The sequence below is a fragment of the Flavobacterium sp. genome, assembly GCF_027482425.1.
Taxonomy (GTDB): Bacteria; Bacteroidota; Bacteroidia; order Flavobacteriales; family Flavobacteriaceae; genus Flavobacterium.
Genome location: NZ_JAIXWA010000052.1, coordinates 24757 through 42392, shown reverse-complemented (window position 1 = coordinate 42392; position 17636 = coordinate 24757). Strand labels below are relative to the sequence as shown.

The 17636-nt window shown below is 40.9% G+C and carries 16 protein-coding genes and 1 tRNA gene; 4 read left to right on the top strand and 13 right to left on the bottom strand.

The features are described from left to right. On the bottom strand, positions 1-3737 hold a 3737-nt coding region (locus Q0037_RS07320; RefSeq protein ID WP_297516992.1), incomplete at its 3' end, for a choice-of-anchor L domain-containing protein. 132 nt (positions 3738-3869) lie between these two features. On the opposite strand from Q0037_RS07320, the gene Q0037_RS07315 reads away from it, so the two are divergent. Beyond that, on the top strand, positions 3870-4763 hold the full coding sequence (locus Q0037_RS07315) for a NifU N-terminal domain-containing protein (RefSeq protein ID WP_297516991.1): 894 nt from the start codon (positions 3870-3872) through the stop codon (positions 4761-4763). A gap of 3 nt (positions 4764-4766) precedes the next feature. Next, entirely contained in the window at positions 4767-6527 is a 1761-nt protein-coding gene (locus tag Q0037_RS07310) for a DUF885 family protein (protein WP_297516990.1), read from the top strand. An 84-nt stretch (positions 6528-6611) separates the two neighbouring features. Here Q0037_RS07310 and Q0037_RS07305 read toward each other — a convergent pair whose 3' ends face one another. The 3 genes from Q0037_RS07305 to Q0037_RS07295 form a co-directional block, all read right to left on the bottom strand. Then, positions 6612-7004 (bottom strand): hypothetical protein, encoded by a 393-nt coding sequence (locus Q0037_RS07305; RefSeq protein ID WP_297516989.1) that lies wholly within the window; start codon positions 7002-7004, stop codon positions 6612-6614. 96 nt (positions 7005-7100) lie between these two features. Further along, a complete protein-coding gene (locus tag Q0037_RS07300) occupies positions 7101-7301 on the bottom strand; it encodes a hypothetical protein (RefSeq protein ID WP_297516988.1) in 201 nt (66 codons plus the stop codon). A 465-nt stretch (positions 7302-7766) separates the two neighbouring features. Next, positions 7767-7848, bottom strand: a tRNA-Leu gene (locus Q0037_RS07295). A gap of 155 nt (positions 7849-8003) precedes the next feature. Here Q0037_RS07295 and Q0037_RS07290 point away from each other — a divergent pair. Continuing rightward, complete coding sequence (locus tag Q0037_RS07290; RefSeq protein WP_297516987.1) at positions 8004-9392, top strand: dipeptidase; 1389 nt, start codon at positions 8004-8006, stop codon at positions 9390-9392. 425 nt (positions 9393-9817) lie between these two features. Continuing rightward, positions 9818-10921 (top strand): DUF4407 domain-containing protein, encoded by a 1104-nt coding sequence (locus tag Q0037_RS07285; protein WP_297516986.1) that lies wholly within the window; start codon positions 9818-9820, stop codon positions 10919-10921. Between the two features lie 159 nt (positions 10922-11080). On the opposite strand, the gene Q0037_RS07280 is transcribed toward Q0037_RS07285, so the two are convergent. From Q0037_RS07280 to Q0037_RS07240, 9 genes are all read right to left on the bottom strand, one after another. Further along, a complete protein-coding gene (locus tag Q0037_RS07280; RefSeq protein WP_297516985.1) occupies positions 11081-11437 on the bottom strand; it encodes a hypothetical protein in 357 nt (118 codons plus the stop codon). After that, a complete protein-coding gene (locus Q0037_RS07275; RefSeq protein ID WP_297516984.1) occupies positions 11437-11859 on the bottom strand; it encodes a hypothetical protein in 423 nt (140 codons plus the stop codon). Before Q0037_RS07275 ends, Q0037_RS07280 begins: the two co-directional genes overlap by 1 nt. A gap of 131 nt (positions 11860-11990) precedes the next feature. Then, positions 11991-12698, bottom strand: a complete 708-nt coding sequence (locus Q0037_RS07270) for a LytR/AlgR family response regulator transcription factor (protein WP_367274084.1) — start codon at positions 12696-12698, stop codon at positions 11991-11993. After that, entirely contained in the window at positions 12695-13024 is a 330-nt protein-coding gene (locus tag Q0037_RS07265; RefSeq protein WP_297516983.1) for an Hpt domain-containing protein, read from the bottom strand. The genes Q0037_RS07270 and Q0037_RS07265 overlap by 4 nt, the downstream gene beginning before the upstream one ends. Next, positions 13005-15341 carry a PAS domain S-box protein gene (locus Q0037_RS07260; RefSeq protein WP_297516982.1) on the bottom strand — a complete coding sequence of 779 codons (2337 nt, stop codon included), beginning with the start codon at positions 15339-15341 and terminating at the stop codon, positions 13005-13007. Before Q0037_RS07260 ends, Q0037_RS07265 begins: the two co-directional genes overlap by 20 nt. Further along, complete coding sequence (locus tag Q0037_RS07255; protein ID WP_297516981.1) at positions 15338-15883, bottom strand: heme NO-binding domain-containing protein; 546 nt, start codon at positions 15881-15883, stop codon at positions 15338-15340. The genes Q0037_RS07260 and Q0037_RS07255 overlap by 4 nt, the downstream gene beginning before the upstream one ends. An 8-nt stretch (positions 15884-15891) precedes the next feature. Beyond that, positions 15892-16302 (bottom strand): response regulator, encoded by a 411-nt coding sequence (locus Q0037_RS07250; protein WP_297516980.1) that lies wholly within the window; start codon positions 16300-16302, stop codon positions 15892-15894. A 162-nt stretch (positions 16303-16464) separates the two neighbouring features. Beyond that, positions 16465-17163 (bottom strand): PH domain-containing protein, encoded by a 699-nt coding sequence (locus Q0037_RS07245; protein WP_297516979.1) that lies wholly within the window; start codon positions 17161-17163, stop codon positions 16465-16467. Between the two features lie 97 nt (positions 17164-17260). Continuing rightward, entirely contained in the window at positions 17261-17626 is a 366-nt protein-coding gene (locus Q0037_RS07240) for an MmcQ/YjbR family DNA-binding protein (RefSeq protein WP_297516978.1), read from the bottom strand. Positions 17627-17636: the final 10 nt, after the last annotated feature.

The following is a 17636-nucleotide window of genomic DNA, read 5'->3' as shown; positions in this document are numbered from 1 at the left end:
GGCGCAATCGGATTAAAGCCGGTTTGCGCATCGGTAGGCGTTAAGTGGTAACTCACCTGCACGTTGGGGTTGGTGGTGATCTCCGGAGTCTTCGTGCCCAACACAAAAGTACACGCCACTCCATCGTTGTTGTCGTCACACACTTCGTAAGCGGTGGGGGTGTTGGCTGTGGGGGCGGTGATGGGATTCACGGTAGCAATACTACTATCGGATAAACATGGAGCAACGCCAGAAACCGTATAAGTAAAGGTGCTTGGAGTCGCATTGAAACTAGGTACAAATGTTCCAGCAGCAGCATTAAAAATTCCCCCTGTACCTCCTGTTCGAATCCAAGAACCACCCACTTGCTCACCGGTGATAATATCGGCTAAGTTGATAGGAGTTGTGGACTGACATACCGTTAATGAGCCGTCATTTCCTGCATTGGGGGCTACTGAAATAGAAACCGTAGCAATACTTGAATCGGGTCCACAAGGAGAAATACCAGTGACCGTGTAGGTAAATGTACTTGTGGTGGCACCAACTGCAGGAGTATATGTACCTGCTAAAGCATCAAAAGCACCACCAGTTCCAGTGGTACGAGTCCATATCCCTCCCGGTTGTTCCCCTGTGATCAGGGAAGATAGATTGACAGCCGCGGTACTTGTTTCACAAACCGCAATAGAACCGTCATTCCCCGAAGTAGGCTGAACATTGACTGTAAGCGTAGCAACACTACTATCCGCAATACACGGAGCTACGCCACTTACGGTATAGGTAAAAGTACTTGAAGTAGTTGTTGGGGAAGGGGTAAATGCCCCTAAAGCAGCATTAAACAATCCACCTGTACCGGTCGTTCTTGTCCATGTTCCACCCGTTTGCTCACCTGTAATTAGCGAAAATAAATCGACAACTGTCGAGTTTGTATTACAAATGGTCAAAGCGCCATCGATACCCGCTTGAGGCTGTGGTTGAATAGTAATTACTACTTCACTAGAATCATTTGCACAAGGCGTAGTTCCCGTTAAAGTATAGGTAAACACACTTGAGGTGGCTCCAAGAGCAGGTGTAAATGTCCCCGCCGCATTGAAAACACCTCCTGTTCCTAAGGTTCTTGTCCAAGTCCCCCCTGTTTGTTCCCCTGTGATTAATGAGGATAAATCTACAGCAACAGTGCTTGTTTCACAAACAGTTGTAGCGCCATCAACCCCTGCATTAGATTGTGGCACTATGTTCACAGAAGCCACACTTGATGAGGGTCCACAAGGAAGAATTCCAGGGATGGTGTAGGTAAACGAACTTGAAGTAGCTCCCACGGTAAGGGTGAAAGTCCCCGAAGCGGCATTGAAAACACCTCCAGTTCCTGTCGTTCTTGTCCAAATACCTCCAGTTTGCTGACCTGAAATAACTGTATTCAAGTCTATAGTTGAAGGATCATTGCTACAAATAGAAACCGATCCGCTAGTACCCGCATTAGGCTGTGAAACAACATTTACTGTTGCTATACTACTATCGTCAACACAAGGGGTTGTGCCTACAATAGTATATGTAAATGTGCTGGTAGTTACTCCAGGAGTCGGTGTAAATGTTCCAGCAGTTGTGTTAAAAATACCGCCAGTACCTGTAGTGCGAATCCATGTACCGCCCGCTTCTTCTCCAGAAATTAAAGAGAATAAATTGATTGTAGTGGCACTTGTTTCACAAATTTGAATTTGCCCATCAAGGCCTGCATCAGGTTGAGAATTGATAATTACAGAAGCCACACTAGAGTCATTTGGACAAGGTGGCACTCCGTTAACCGTATATGTAAAGGTACTCGAAGTACTTCCTGCTGTAGGGGTAAATGACCCTGCCGCAGCATTGAAAACTCCACCTGTTCCCAATGTTCTTATCCAAGTTCCTCCAGGATCTTGACCTGAGATGAGGGTATTTAAATTAATCGTAGCTGTATTGGTTTCACAAATAGTAAGTGAACCATCTGTACCTGCGTTTGCCCCGTCATTCACCACGACTTGGATTACTTGATTCGGACGACAGGTTGCATCCGAGGGAGTTGGATTCAAAACTGCATATACATAGTAGTTACCTGGTACATTCGGCAAAGAACCTAATGTTCCAAGTACACCTGCATCGAAGGTAGCGACCCCTGCTGCTGGAGTTACTGTCCCCAATAGAGTTCCACCAGAGTACATTGTATCCCCTGTTTGAGGGGCATTGAAATAAACAAACTTGATAGAGTTTGCTGCTGTAGCATCGGTAGTTACACTAAATACGGTAGGATCTGCACCCTCACACAACACTTGATTACTAGTAGGATTTGTAATTGTTTCGCATACCGCAGCATAATTCAAGGTAAAAGTGCGAACCGTCAAACAAGGATATGTTCCGAATTGATCGTACACTAATGCGTAAATAGTTTGTCCATTGGATAATGAAGGATACGCATTGATATTGGTTATTTCATTCTGTTGGTTTTGCAAATCCGTGAGACTTAAATAATAACTTACCGCAAAGTCTCCAGGGTTTGGAATACCATTGAGGATTATTGGAGTGTTTGAAGAAAGATTGAAGATAGTATTCAACCCTACATTAAACAAATCTAAAGGAGTTCCAGCAGGTAATAATGGATAGGTTTCTACCAAAAACGAGTTTGAAACTGGAATCTGACATCCTCCCGGCGCAATTACTTCTACGGAATACGTCCCTGCTTGTGTTACTGACAGTACGTTAGAGGGGCCTGATTGCACTAAAGTTGTTCCGTTAAACCAATTGTAAGTGGCCCCAGGAATCAAAGTTCCCACAACAATATCTTGTGGACTTCCCGAACACAAAGCAGTTCCTGCTGCCAACGTAAACCCTGGCAAGCCACCCGATGTTGGATCGGAAGCAATTTCTAACTCCCCGATATCAAAACTTCCTCCTGCTAAAAATACAGCGGAATCAAAACTTTGGTCATTTCGATCAGCAATAACTAATTTAATATGATACGTTTCATTTGGAACAACCGCTGAAGAAGCTGTCATTCGAATGGTATGTCCATTGAAATTTGTGGCTGTAATCGCTGGCCCAACAACATTATAAACTCCAAAGAAATTTTGATTAACAGACCCACAAGTCGTGTTATAAGCATCACTTCGAATAGTAGTCACCGATATTGGATCAGGAGTATTTGGTACTAGCGCTAAATTTGTTACTGGGGTTCCTTGTGTAGTATTTTGAAGAAAAAACGCAAAGGCATCAGAGTAATCACATTGAAATGTTCCATATTCTTCCGAAGCAAACAAAAAGTCAAAACTCATACTGTTGGCAAAAGGAATAAAATCAAACTCTAGAATCGTTGCATTATTGTAACTATTTAACTGAGGGTCAATTCCTAAGGCATCTATATAATCAAAAAGTTCTGTGTCCCCAGGCCATGTAAAAGCGCCATTACTTTGTGTATTGGCATTTGGACCGGCAGCAGCTGTAGCCCTACCCGTACTTAATATCACTCCGTTGGCCAATGGAAAAGTGGTATTCACATTGGTAAAATAACCGATTCCATTATCGGGTTGCCCTGCTGTTACGGATCCAAAGTTAGTTCCCGTACTCCACGTTACATTAGAAATGGTCCCCACACAGGCTGCTCCACCTGAACCTCCTGAAAAAAGAACTTGGCTAACTAATTGAGGTACAGTATAGGTAGTTAGATCTACATTAATAGCTTGTGAGAATCCAAGTTGCATTCCCAATAAAAAAAGAAGTAATTTTCCTCTCATTCGAATCTTATTTGAAACAAAAAAAACGATTCATCTGAAACGGTAATTTTGTTAATTAATTGTTTAAAACTTCAAATATAAATATTCTCAAAAAATAACTTTGTTAAATTTGCAGAAATTAGCCTTAAACACATGAAAATTACGATAAAAGAAACCCAAAATCCTACGATTTTAAAATTTGAATTTTCTGATTTTTTTACCCGCGGTAAAAATTATGAATTTAAAAACATTGACGAAGCTCAAAATTCACCGCTAGCACAAAAATTGTTTTACTTGCCTTTTGTAAAAACAGTTTATATTTCAGGGAACTTTGTAGCCATTGAACGATTTAGTATTGTAGAATGGGCCGATGTGCAAGAGGAAGTCGCCGAACAAATAGAAAACTTCTTGGCTCAAGGCGGAAAAGTACTTTTGGAAGATACTGCTCCAAAGAAGATTCCAATTTCTGTTTATGGGGAAACCACCCCTAATCCTGCAACTTTGAAATTTGTCGTCAATCGAAAAATAACGCCTCAAGCGGTCGAATTTAAAAATATTGATGCAACCAAAGTATCTCCCCTAGCGCAAGCTTTGTTTCAATTTCCATTTGTCAAAGAACTGTTTTTCGACGAAAATTATATCTCTATTACCAAATATGACATCGCATCTTGGGATGAAGTGACATTAGAATTGCGCACATTTATCAAAGAATATATTGAAAACGGAGGGGTGGTCGTAGAGGAAAGCCTTTTGGAACAAGCCCCACAACAGGAAAAACAGCAAATCAAAAATTTTGACCATTTGGATACCACCTCGCAACAAATAATCAACATCTTGGAAGAATATGTAAAACCAGCCGTTGCGGCCGATGGGGGCAATATTCTATTTGATTCCTTTGATGAAAATACGAAGCGAGTAAAAGTGGTATTGCAAGGTTCTTGCAACGGTTGTCCCTCCTCTACCTTTACCCTCAAAAATGGAATAGAGAACATGTTGAAAGACATGCTTAAAGATTCCGAAATCGTGGTTGAAGCGCTAAATTCGTAAAGCATGAAAAAAATAGTATTTCTGTTCCTGTTGGGACTATTTGGTGTCATTGGTTGTCAAAAAAATAAGACTAAAGTTGATTTTTCGAAGATAACTCAAACCTATTTTGAAGGCAAAAACCGTCTTAATCCCTTGGATGCCACGGTAAATGGTCAGTCGAAATTCAACGACCAATTGCAATTTGAAATGACCGTGAGTTATCGAAAAGCGCAAAAAGAGTTCTACACCCAAACCAAAGCACAACTGGCGGATGTAGACTACAAATCGCTAACAGCTGAAGAAAAAATTAGTTACGATATCATTCAATGGGAAGTAGCTGTGGGGGAAGATCTTTTAAAGCATCCCACGCATTACATTCCCATCAATCAATTCTCGGGAACGCATTTAACGATGGGACAGTATGCGGGAGCTGAAAGTGCGCAACCTTTTAAAAATGAAAAAGATTACCGCAACTTTTTACGCCGAATGGAATTGTTTGCCGTGTGGATGGATTCGGCGCAAGTGGCGATGAAAAAAGGAATAAAAAAAGGGTGCGTGCTTCCCAAAGCATTGACCGAAAAATTGATTCCTCAGTTTGAAGACATGGTCACCGAAAAGCCGGAAGACCATTTGTACTTCACCGCAATCACCAAATTACCCTCCACTATTGATGCGGCAACACAACAAAATTTGACTAAAGCCTACCGCGAAACGATTCAAAACCAATTGATTCCCTCGTTTCAACGAATGGTTGCTTTCTTGAAAAACGATTATTTGCCACAAACGCGCAAAAGCAGTGGTATCGGTAGTTTAGAAGGAGGAAAAGATTGGTATGCCGCCCTTGCCAAGCAATGGACAACAACGACCAAAACCCCCGATGAAATTCATCAATTGGGACTGCAAGAGGTTGCACGCATTAAAAATGAGATGGAAAAGGTAAAAAACCAAGTTGGATTTAAAGGCAGTATCATCGAATTTTTCGATTTTGTTCGCAACAAAAAAGAACTCATGCCGTTCAAATCGCCTGACGAAGTGATCGCCAATTTTGAAAAAATTCACACGACCATTAAGCCCAATGTGGATAAGTTATTTGCTTTGCAACCCAAAACGCCTTTTCGCGTTAAACGCACGGAGGCTTTTCGTGAAAAAACAGCCAGTGCCGAATATGTGCAAGGTGCGACTGACGGATCGCGTCCTGGGACTTTCTATGTTCCCATTCCCGACGTGACTAAATACAATTACTATGGGGATGAAGATTTGTTTTTACACGAAGCCATACCTGGCCATCACTTCCAAATTTCGTTGCAACAAGAAAATAAAAGTCTCCCTGACTTCCAAAAATTCAACTGGTTTGGTGCGTATGGCGAAGGCTGGGCGTTGTATACCGAAAGTTTAGGACTTGAATTGGGATTGTACCGCGATCCGTACCAATATTTTGGCATGTTGAGCAGCGAAATGCACCGCGCCATTCGTTTGGTAGTCGACACCGGAATTCACACCAAAGGATGGACTCGTGAACAAGCCATCGCGTATTCTTTGGCCAACGAAGCTGAAAGTGAAGCAAGCATTATCGCCGAAATCGAGCGTTATATGGCCATTCCAGGACAAGCACTATCGTATAAAATTGGGCAGCTAAAAATTATGGAACTGCGAAAAAAAGCCGAAAAGGAGATGGGCAAACGCTTTGACATCAAAAAATTCCATCAAATTGTTTTGGAATCGGGCGTGATGCCCCTTGCTTTATTGGAACAAAAAGTACAACGTTGGATGGATTCCACAAAATAAATGAAAAGCCCCGAATGTGGGGCTTTTTTTTATGGTTTCATCTTTTCTTCCACTTTTTTGAAATCAATAGCTTTCCCATCGATGTCATAAAATTGATATCGGAATTTGAGTTTCCCGTTGAGTTCTTCGATATGGACATGCATTTGGCACCCCCCCATTCCACTCCAAAATTAGGCCAAAATAATAATCGCCTACCCCGAAGCTGGAAGGTAAATTACACACATACACTTGCTTTTTGGACTTTAAATTGAGCGTTGGAATTTCTACATTTTGATACGCTCCCACATCTTCGGTACTAAAGGTGCGCCCCATATAGCTGTAATCTTTCGCCCTCTTTTTACCGCTGGCTCCATTTTCGGTATAGATATCTTTTATTGAAAAAATAACATCCTTCAACGAGAATTTACCCGTATTCACCAAATTGAATTTAAGTTGATGGATGTAGGTCAGACGCTCCCCTTTTTTTCGGGGCGTCATTGACTTCACGCGATTTACTGAGATCGGTCTCGGTGACCTCTACAATCGGAATATTATCGGAGGCAATTTGGGCTTCGAGGTTGGGCTTGACCTCTTCTAACTTGGTCTCGTTTTCGACCAAGTGCTCTTTTGTTTCGACGATATCTTCTTGTTGTCTTCAATCGCTCGGTAGGCACGATCCACTTTCAATTCGCCCGTTTGGTGCTTGGTTTTGGCGACTTCGTTGGAACTATATAAATAAAATAAGGCGCCTGTCACAAGGACAATACCTATAAATGCTACTATTAATGCAATCATAACGGTACTCTTTTTCATAAACCCTAACCGGAATGGTACAAAAATAAGTAAGCTTTTGATAATGTTAATCTTTATAAGAACAAGTTCTTAACAGAAAGACAAAACGTTATTAACTGTAGACGAAAAATTGGAGATCGCTTAAATTTTTATAAAGTTGAAAAACCTCCCGAATCGATCCTCTCGGGATAAACTACACTTCGGGGGAACCTATACGAAAAAAAATCCTGACTGTTGTCTGGATTTTTGTGCGGGTGATAGCCCCGGGGATTCGGGGGAAACTACACGCCAAAAAAAAATCCAGACTGTTGTCTTGACTTTGTGCGGGTGATAGCCCCGAGGATTCGGGGGAAACTACACGCCAAAAAAAAATCCAGACTGTTGTCTGGACTTTGTGCGGGTGATAGCCCCGAGGATTCGGGGGAACCTACACACCAAAAAAAAATCCAGACTGTTGTCTGGACTTTGTGCGGGTAATAGGACTCGAACCTACACGCCTTGCGGCACCAGATCCTAAGTCTGGCACGTCTACCAATTTCGCCACACCCGCAAAATGGTGAGTGCAAATATAGGCATTATTTTGAATTTGCAAACCTCAACATTCAATTTCGAAAAAAAAGTAGCTCAGGTGAAAATTGCGATTTAGAAATGAAAAAGATTGGCTTTTGAATTTGTATCTTTGAAGGTAGTAATTAAAAATCAAACATGGACACGATTAAACAATACGTTCAAACCCATAAAGATCGTTTTATCAACGAACTCATTGAAATTCTTAAAATTCCCTCCGTTAGTGCCGACAGTGCTTACGCGCAAGATGTCATTGACATGGCCAATGCGGTTAAAGAAAGTCTGCTCCGTGCCGGCTGTGATGTAGTCGAACTGTGTGAAACGCCCGGCTACCCTATCGTTTATGGCGAAAAAATTATCGACCCCAATTTGCCTACCGTATTGGTCTATGGCCATTACGATGTACAACCGCCCGACCCGATCGATTTGTGGGATTCTCCGCCGTTTGAACCGGTAATCAAAACCACTGAAATCCACCCTGAAGGCGCCATCTTCGCCCGCGGGGCTTGCGACGATAAAGGACAAATGTTCATGCACGTCAAAGCGTTTGAGTATATGATTCAAACCAACACCTTGCCCTGTAACGTCAAATTTATGATCGAAGGCGAAGAAGAAGTCGGGTCCAAATCGTTGAGCTGGTTTGTGGAACGCAACCAAGAAAAATTGGCCAACGACGTGATTCTAATCTCCGACACAGGCATGATTTCCAACCAACAGCCGTCGATTACCACAGGTTTACGCGGATTGAGTTATGTGGAAGTTGAAGTGACTGGCCCTAACCGCGACTTGCATTCGGGCTTGTATGGCGGAGCAGTAGCCAACCCGATCAACGTTTTGTCCAAAATGATTGCATCCCTACACGACGAAAACAACCATATTACGATTCCCGGTTTTTACGATAAAGTTGAAGAATTGTCAGCGGCCGAGCGTGCCGAAATGGCGAAACGTCCGTACAGTGAGGACGCATACAAAAAAGCCCTGGACATTGCCGACGTCTATGGCGAAGCGGGGTATTCGACCAACGAACGCAACTCGATTCGTCCCACACTCGATGTCAACGGTATTTGGGGAGGATACACTGGTGAAGGCGCCAAAACGGTTATTGCGAGTAAAGCCTATGCCAAAATCTCCATGCGTTTGGTGCCACACCAAGACTGGGAAGAAATCACCGAGCTCTTTGCCCAACACTTCGAAAGCATCGCTCCCGCTGGAGTCAAAGTCAAAGTGACACCTCATCACGGGGGACAAGGCTATGTGACACCCATCGATAGCATTGGATATCAAGCCGCCAACAAAGCGTATACCGAAACCTTTGGCTTGCCTGCGATTCCCGTGCGTTCTGGAGGAAGTATTCCGATTGTCGCGCTTTTTGAAAAAGAATTAAAGTCCAAAACCATCTTAATGGGATTCGGACTCGACAGCGATGCCATCCACTCGCCCAACGAACATTATGGCATTTTCAACTACCTCAAAGGGATTGAAACGATTCCGCTGTTTTACAAATACTTTGTGGAATTAAGCAAATAACCCCAGAAGCTGTTTCGAAAGAGGCAGCTTTTTTTTGGGGCGTGCCCCCGTGATTCGCCTTCAAGGTTGCATCGAGTAGGTGCCACGGGGTCGGGCTGTCCGTGGTGCGCGGCACCTTACTTCCATCCCTCACGCGGAAGAGCTGCACAGCAAAACGACAGATAAATCCAAAGAATTTTCCTTACGGTACAAAAACCGTTCAACCCAGCCCCGGTAGGAGTGGAAATCCGGCAGAACGCAGTGGAGCCGATAGCAACGGATGACGGGACCCGACTTTCATCGGGACAAAAAAACATGCTGCTGCCAAAAAAAAATAAAGTTGCTGTATTTCAACAATTTAATTGAATTGTTTTGCGCTAATAATACCATGAGGCCATTTTTGGCGTTACTTTTGTATTATCATCATCAATCAAAAATCAATCATCATGTTAAAACGTTTCTTCTTGCTTTGTTCGGGCGTGGACAAAGACCTAATTGCCGGCTGTAGTAATGGCGAGCAAAACAAGTATGCCGGCATTGGCGCCACTGTATTTTTCACGGCTTTTATGGCTTTTTTGGCGGGGAGTTATGCGCTCTTCACCGTATTTGACAATTATTATATCGCGACGGCTTTCGGACTCGTATGGGGGTTGCTGATTTTTAATTTGGACCGCTTTATCGTGTCGACGTTAAAAAAGCGCGACTCTTTATTGGATGAATTCATACAAGCTTCACCGCGTATTGCGTTGGCGTTGATTATCGCCATCGTGATTTCGAAACCCTTGGAAATCAAGATTTTTGAAAAAGAAATCAACACCGTCATTCTCAAAGAAAAGAACGATATGGCTCTAGCCAACAAAATACAAGTGGCCAATTTGTATAAATCGGATTTGGACCAAAACCAAGCTGCGATGGATAGCGTAAAGCGTTCAATCACCACCAAAGAGAAAGAAGTCACTGCCTTGTACCAAGCCTACATCACTGAAGCGGAAGGCACTGCAGGCACCAAGAAAATGGGGAAGGGTCCGATTTACAAAGAAAAACGCGCCGCTTATGACCGAGCCGCTATACAGCTGGATTCGTTGAAAAAAGTATCAGCTGCCACCATCGCTGAGCGCGAGGCACGGGCCAAAACCTTACAAGCTGATGTGGATCAAAAAGTGAGTGAAACACAGCCTGTTATTGATGGGTTTGACGGACTCATGGCGCGGATTAATGCGTTGGGGAAATTGCCTTTTCTGCCCTCATTTTTTATCATGCTCTTGTTTTTGGCCATTGAAACGGCACCCGTAATTGCCAAACTGTTGTCGCCCAAGGGTGAATATGATTTTAAAGTAGAAGAACAAGAAATGGCATTGAAAACGGTTTTGGAGCAAAACCGCTATCAGAGTATGCAACAACAACAAACCGATGCTGCGATTTATGATCGGGTATATGCTGATCTTCGGGAAGATAAAGCCTTATATGACTACAAACGGAAAGGCGCAAGGGAATTACTGCAACTGCAAGCCGATGGATTTGTAGCGCAACAGAAAAAAGTTTTAAAATAAAAAAAGTCCCAATTGGGACTTTTAGCTAACTAAATTGGGTAGCACTAACCGGGATTTATTTTATAACCCTAAAAAACATCTGCCGCCTACTGCAGAACCCGGTTAGTATCCAAATCTTAAAGGAGCACACTCTAAAACTCCTAGAAGAAATTCAACCCTTTATGGTAAGACTTGGAGGTAGTGTTGTAATTGGAGGATTAACTCTTCTTTACTTTGACTAAAATCCAAAGCGTACATTCGTTCGTTTTTTACAAAATCAATTTTGGTATCCAAAATATGACTTGCTGTGCCCACGACCACTGGAATCTCCAAAGTGTTTAAGCGCACTAAATTTAAGAGGTCGCCGATATCATTGACAATAAAAAAGCAAATAGTATAGCTTTTAAATTCTTCTGTACTGAATTTGTTTTTCGACGTACAGGTAGCTAAGGGATAGGTTTTTCCAAAATGCTTTTTAACAAAAGAAGAAAAACCTTTGGTCGTATCGTATACAACAATGTGGTGTTTCGCACCCATTATACCGCTTTCAGATACGTATCCTCAGTTTGCAAACGTGACTTAACTTTCTTGACCAATAATTTTGCATCTTCACGCCATTCATAACGTACTTTTACGTTTATCGGTTGATAATTGGTGGTTATCAACTGGATTTTGTACACATACTTTTTATTTAAAAGTAAATTAAACGTAAAAAACAAACCAAAAAATAACGCGATTCCAATAATAATTATTGGCTGTGCATGCACCATATAGGCGCACAATAAAGTAACTACCGAAATTAAAAGAATAAGAACGTTGGCGGTATTATCTCGGAATTTGTGTAATTGTACTTTTCGAAATTGGTCATACGAAAAGGTACGAATAATGCCTTGATCGCTTAGGCAAAAAAAGGATTCCGAGAGCACACCTAAATTATTGTTAAATATGACTTTATCCACGGTAGTTTGGGGATTGTAATTTTATTACACCAAAGCTACTAAGGAAGGTTTTGTCAAATATTTTTTTTCGATTTCAATGGATTATCTGGCGTCGGAATATGCTTACCTGTCGACGAAATGCTGTATTACCATCAAATAAGATTGATTCGTTCGATAAGATTTATGCGATTATTCTTACTAACAGGAATGATTTCTTTCCCAATTAATACCGTCGAATCCTTAATATCGATAATCTTCGCACAATTAATGATGAATGAACGATGGGTTTTTACAAAAACCTCAGGGGGAAGTTTGGCTTGTAATTTGGTCAACGTAGTATGTACTACATAATTTTGAGTCTCTGTTTTGATAATAACATAATCGCCATTGGCTTTTATATAATCGATACTACTAAGATCAATTTTTATAAGGCGTTTATCAATATTTACATAGATTTCTTGAGTGATTTTTGGGGTTATGGATTTTTGGTTGGCGGGTAGTGCTTTTTTCTGACGTACCCGTTGCATCGCCTTTTCAAAACGGGTTTGTGTAATGGGTTTAACCAAATAATCTACTATACAATCAAAATTGAAAGCTTCCAATGCTAAGTTTTTATCATTGGTCACCAATATAACCAAAGGCGGATTCTTGATGGTTTGCAAAAAATCAAATCCTGAGAAGTTGGGCATGTGAATATCCAAAAAAATCACATCCAAGCCCGGATTCGTATTTAAGTATTTCATCACTTCAATGGCATTGGTAAACACACCATCAATAACAAGATCAGGTGTTTTTAAGACCAAATGACTTAATACTTCACGAGCTAACAACTCATCGTCTACAATAATACATTTCATCATTCCTCTAAGGTATTAACAAAGTGCTTAATTTGACTCATAATATGTTCAAATTCAGGCGCGAGGCGTCCCTCATTTTTATGCAACTCTTCTTCATATTTGTGGGCAATTTGATACGAATATTCCATGCCTAAAAATCCAATCTTGTGCTTGAGTCGATGTACAAATGTAATTATTTTCTTAAAATCAAATTCAGCACTTGCATTTTTATATTCGTCGTAATCAGCCTTAAATTCGGAAACCATCACAGCAATTAACCGCTTTTTTAAAAACGTATCGCCGTCGGCCAAACGATGTACATAGTCTAAATTAGGTTGTTCGTGTGCCATCTTTATGAAGGGTAAAATAAAATACACTGCCTACGCCAGGCTCACTTTCAAGATGTATCGTTTCTTGCATATCGTCGAGAATCTTCTTAACGATGGTGAGACCAATTCCCGTAGAACGGTCATTAGGATTAAGGGATTCAAACATTTTGAAAATTCGTTTTACATCTTTTTCATGAATGCCTTTACCGTTGTCTCGAATGCTAAAAATATACTGTTGTGGTTCCTCTAAATAGTCAATTTCGACCCATCCTTCGGCTTTATCATTATATAAAATGGCATTTGTTATTAAGTTGAGAAAAACCTGTTGTAAGCGATAGGCATCTCCCTTTAGACTAGGAAATTCTCGTAGCACGCGAATACTCATGTGCTGAGGAACTTCTATGATTGAGGTAACCGATTGAAGCAATTGATTCAAATCGATGCGTTCAGTTTTGTATTCGGTATGATCAATCCGCGAATAGGATAGAATTCCTTGAATAAGGCGCTCCATTTTTTCTACTTTTTCCTGAATCAATTCAAAATATTGTGCCGTAACGGCATTAAATGCTTTATCGCTATCCTCTTTGATGAAGGTGATAAGGGAATGGATGCTTCGCAATGGTGACTTTAAATCGTGGGATACAATTTGAGCATACTCATTTAACTGTCGGTTTTGTTGTTCTAACTTAGCCAACAACTCCTCACGAAGCCTTTCCAAATTTCGGGTCTCCGTAACATCAAAATGAAGTCCAATCGACCCTATTACCGATCCCTTAATATCGTAATTCGGACCACCGCTGACCAACCAAACGCGCTCCTCTCCATTACTATCTGTCACTTCCAATTCATATGAATCGGAAATCTTACTTTTACGCAGTTCTGATTTTTCAGTGAGTAAGCGTCGGGTTTCTTCGTTTAGAAAAACATCAACTCCTTTTTTACCTATCAATTCCTCTGGAGTAAATCCACTCATAGCGCAAAAACGTTGGTTGGTTAACAGAATATTATCGTCATTATCCACCTCCAACAATCCAATATTCATGTTTTCAATGATGCGTCGGTACTTTTCTTTTTCATAATTCAAATTCTCCTGAAAATTGCGTTCCAACGTGATGTCTTGATAGGCCCAAAGGTGCCCTTTATGTACTTCGTCGATGACAATCGGAATATAAGAACGAGAATAATAACGGCCATCCTTTAGCTCCAAGACCTCATTGATAACGGTTTCTTTTTGCACTAAGACTTCCTCAATCCGTTGTACAAATCCCTCGGGATCTTTGAAGTATAATTTGGATTCTTGAGCAGAATTAGAACAATCGGCTCCAATCAAATACTCAGGATCAACGGGTATGTCAAACATGGAGCAAAACTTTTGATTGACCAGTAAAATGTGTCGGTTTTCATCTTCCAACAAAATACCATCATGAAGGTTAAGTATCAACGTTCGCAAACGTTGTTCAGATTCTCGTAATCGATCTTCCATTTCCTTCTTGGGCGTAATATCCTCAATGATCGTATAATATTCGATGAAATTTCCAAGTTGATCAAATACGGGTTGCCCTTTGATACGCGCCCAAAAAGCACCGCCATCACGAAGTTTATGTTGCACTTCAAAATCAAACCATTGGGCATCACGAAAGGCTACCACCATTTGGTGCAGGGTATTTTTATCGGTGTGCTCCATTACGCCCAAATCATACAGGGTTTTACCAAGTACTTCTTCCTCGCAATACCCAGTCATTTTTAAATACGAAGAGTTCACCCAGAATATTTCACCATGAAAATCGGAAAGCACCACCCCGTTTTCATTGGTGCTTACAACTAAAGACAACTTTTTAATTTCCTCCTTGTCGCGTTGTAATTCTTTTTTCTGACCCGAAATGGCGTGTACCATGTATTTCAAATCGCTGTTGCTGATTTCTAAACTTCGCAACATATTGAGCATATCGATACTTGAATCGTGGTAGGCAAAATCACCAATGTCTAACTTCTTCTCGTGCAATTCCTCAATATTAGAAACCCATGGGGAACCCACAAAAAGATACTCATCGTGATGCTCAAGAAATTGACCGCGCAAAAAGGTACGTGATTGTGTAATCACATTGATGACCAGCAAAGAGTCTGTTAACTTTTCAAAATCAATCGCTTTTCCTTGAGGCACGATAGGATTTTTGAATTGAAAATAGGTTTCAAACGACGTATTCTCTTGCAGTTCGGGCACCATTTTATGAAGACTTGGGCCGAAGTGACGCAGCATCCGATTTTTGTCTACCACCATATAGAATGGAAATAACGTAGAGAAAGTATCCCGATCAAAATGAAACATGGAAGCGCTCATAAAAAAACGATACGAAAATGAAACGATTCATCTACAGCCTCCAATTGTTGCAACGAAAAAGCGGCTTCAGGAATGGCAAACAAGGCAGCAAAACCTTGTAAAACACCTACTGAAAAAAGAGGTTCTTTGAGTCGGTAAGGCGTGTGAAAAAAGTCGATAGCATCTTGGGAATAATTTACCGATCGAAAATGCGTTAAATTCAATTTCTCATAAATCAAGGATAATCGATTGATAAAAAGAGGAAAATCCAAAAGAAATTGACGGTAAGCGGGAACTCCTTTTTCTAATTTTCCCAAATACAATTTGGGCACCGAATGCAACGCCCACCAATATCCAATATGGTAATACAAATCGGCCGTAGTTTTACCAGAAAAGTGAAGCAGCCCTTTTAAAATATTTTCAAGAATCGGATCGGGATAAAACTCGGAGTTGATAAAAAAATCATCTTCCAAACCGGCAGCGATACATACTTGATGCCAAATCTCAAATCCTTCATTTTGGATCGCATATTCTTTAATTGCGTTGATAAAAATACCGTACATAGTGATATTTAAACTAAATGACTATTACTCCAATACGCCAGAATGGATTGAATTAGCGCCACGTAATCGTCGTAACGCAAGGGTTTCAAAAAATACCCTGCAATGCCTTCTCGATAACAATCCATTAAATCAATTCGATTATCGGACGTGGTCAAAACCACACACGGAATATGACACCAAGCCGCTTCTTTTTTAACACTTCGTAAAAATTCTATCCCATTGAAATTGGGCATATTCAAATCTAAAAGAATTAACTCGGGCAAATGTTCTTTTGTTTGTTGTAGCATATCAAGAGCAATAGCTCCATTATTGGCAATAGATAAGGTAAACGAGGTATCTAACTTTTGTATAACACGTTCAAATTTCATGATTTCTATTGCGTCGTCCTCTAACAACAACAAGTGTGTTAACGCATTCATTATAATGGAAATTTAATCAAATATCAGGTATTAAAACGTAACTCTTAAGCATTCCTTAGAAAAGTCGATTAAAACATATTAGCTGTAGACGAATTTTATAAAAATAAAAAATGTGCATCGATAAAATGAATGCACATTTCGATTAATCTGTATTATCTAGGATTAGAGATACTTTAAAATTTCGGCTTTCAAACGATCGTATTCCCCTTGAAGAATAAGTCCGTTGTCGAGGAGTTTCTTGTAGTTTTGTAATTTTTCAAACAAGGCATCTTGCGAAAGTTCGGCAAGATTATGTGCTGCCGCTGCCTCGGGAAATTGCTTTTCATCGCGATACCCGGATTGCGCAACGGGAATGATTTCGGCAAAATCGTGCACTTCCTCTACCTCGGGCTCTTCGACGGTTTCGGGGGTTGTTTCGGCCTTAGGCGTTTCAACCACAGGGGCTGCCGTTGGCGTAACCCCCGGATTTTTTAAGGCATCCAATTGTTCTTTGGCAAACGTATAGAGTTTGCGTGCTTGATTTTTAGGCAAATAATCTACCGTATGCGTTAAGTCGGATTGGGTAGTAAAGGTAAAGTCCGAACCTAAAATCCCTTCTTTGACGAAAGTCCCGGCAATGTCATTCCAATCGTAATCCACAAATTCCATAGACAAGCCCAAGTTTTTGGGTTTACATAAAATGATGCGCTTATTGGTCACCACAATACTGTCGGGAAAAACGGTAATGGCGGGTTTCTTTTGAACCGCAATATAGCCCACTTCTTCATGGGACATTAACAGATTTTCCAATTTAGCCGTGATTTTTTCAATGGCTTTGGGATCTTGGTCTTCGTTGAGAATTTTTTTAAGATGATCTAACATGGTCTTTATTCGTTTTTAAACGGGTCGGTTGAGTACAAAAGTAATGCCTAAATTGAATTTTACGTGTATTCCTTTTGATTTCTTTTAAAAATATGGACTACAAATCGCGAAGTGCTTCCCGTTCCTTTTTAGGCAACTTCGACACCACCAACTCATAGGAATGATGGATGAAATGAATGATTTTCTTATCGGGTAGTTCGCGATTGACATAGACCGTATTCCAATGCTTTTTATTGGAATGATAGCCAGGTTGCACACTTTCAAAATCGGCGCGTAACTCCTCGGCATAGTCGGGATCGCACTTTATATTGATCGTAGGATGCCCTTTTTCCCACTCTTGTAAGGATGCCAAACAAAACATTTTCCCCATCACTTTAAATACCAACGTATCTTCATCAAACGGAAAATGCTCCGTCACTCCTTTTTTGGAAAGGCAATAGTCGTAAAGTTGCTGTATATCCATAATGTGTTTT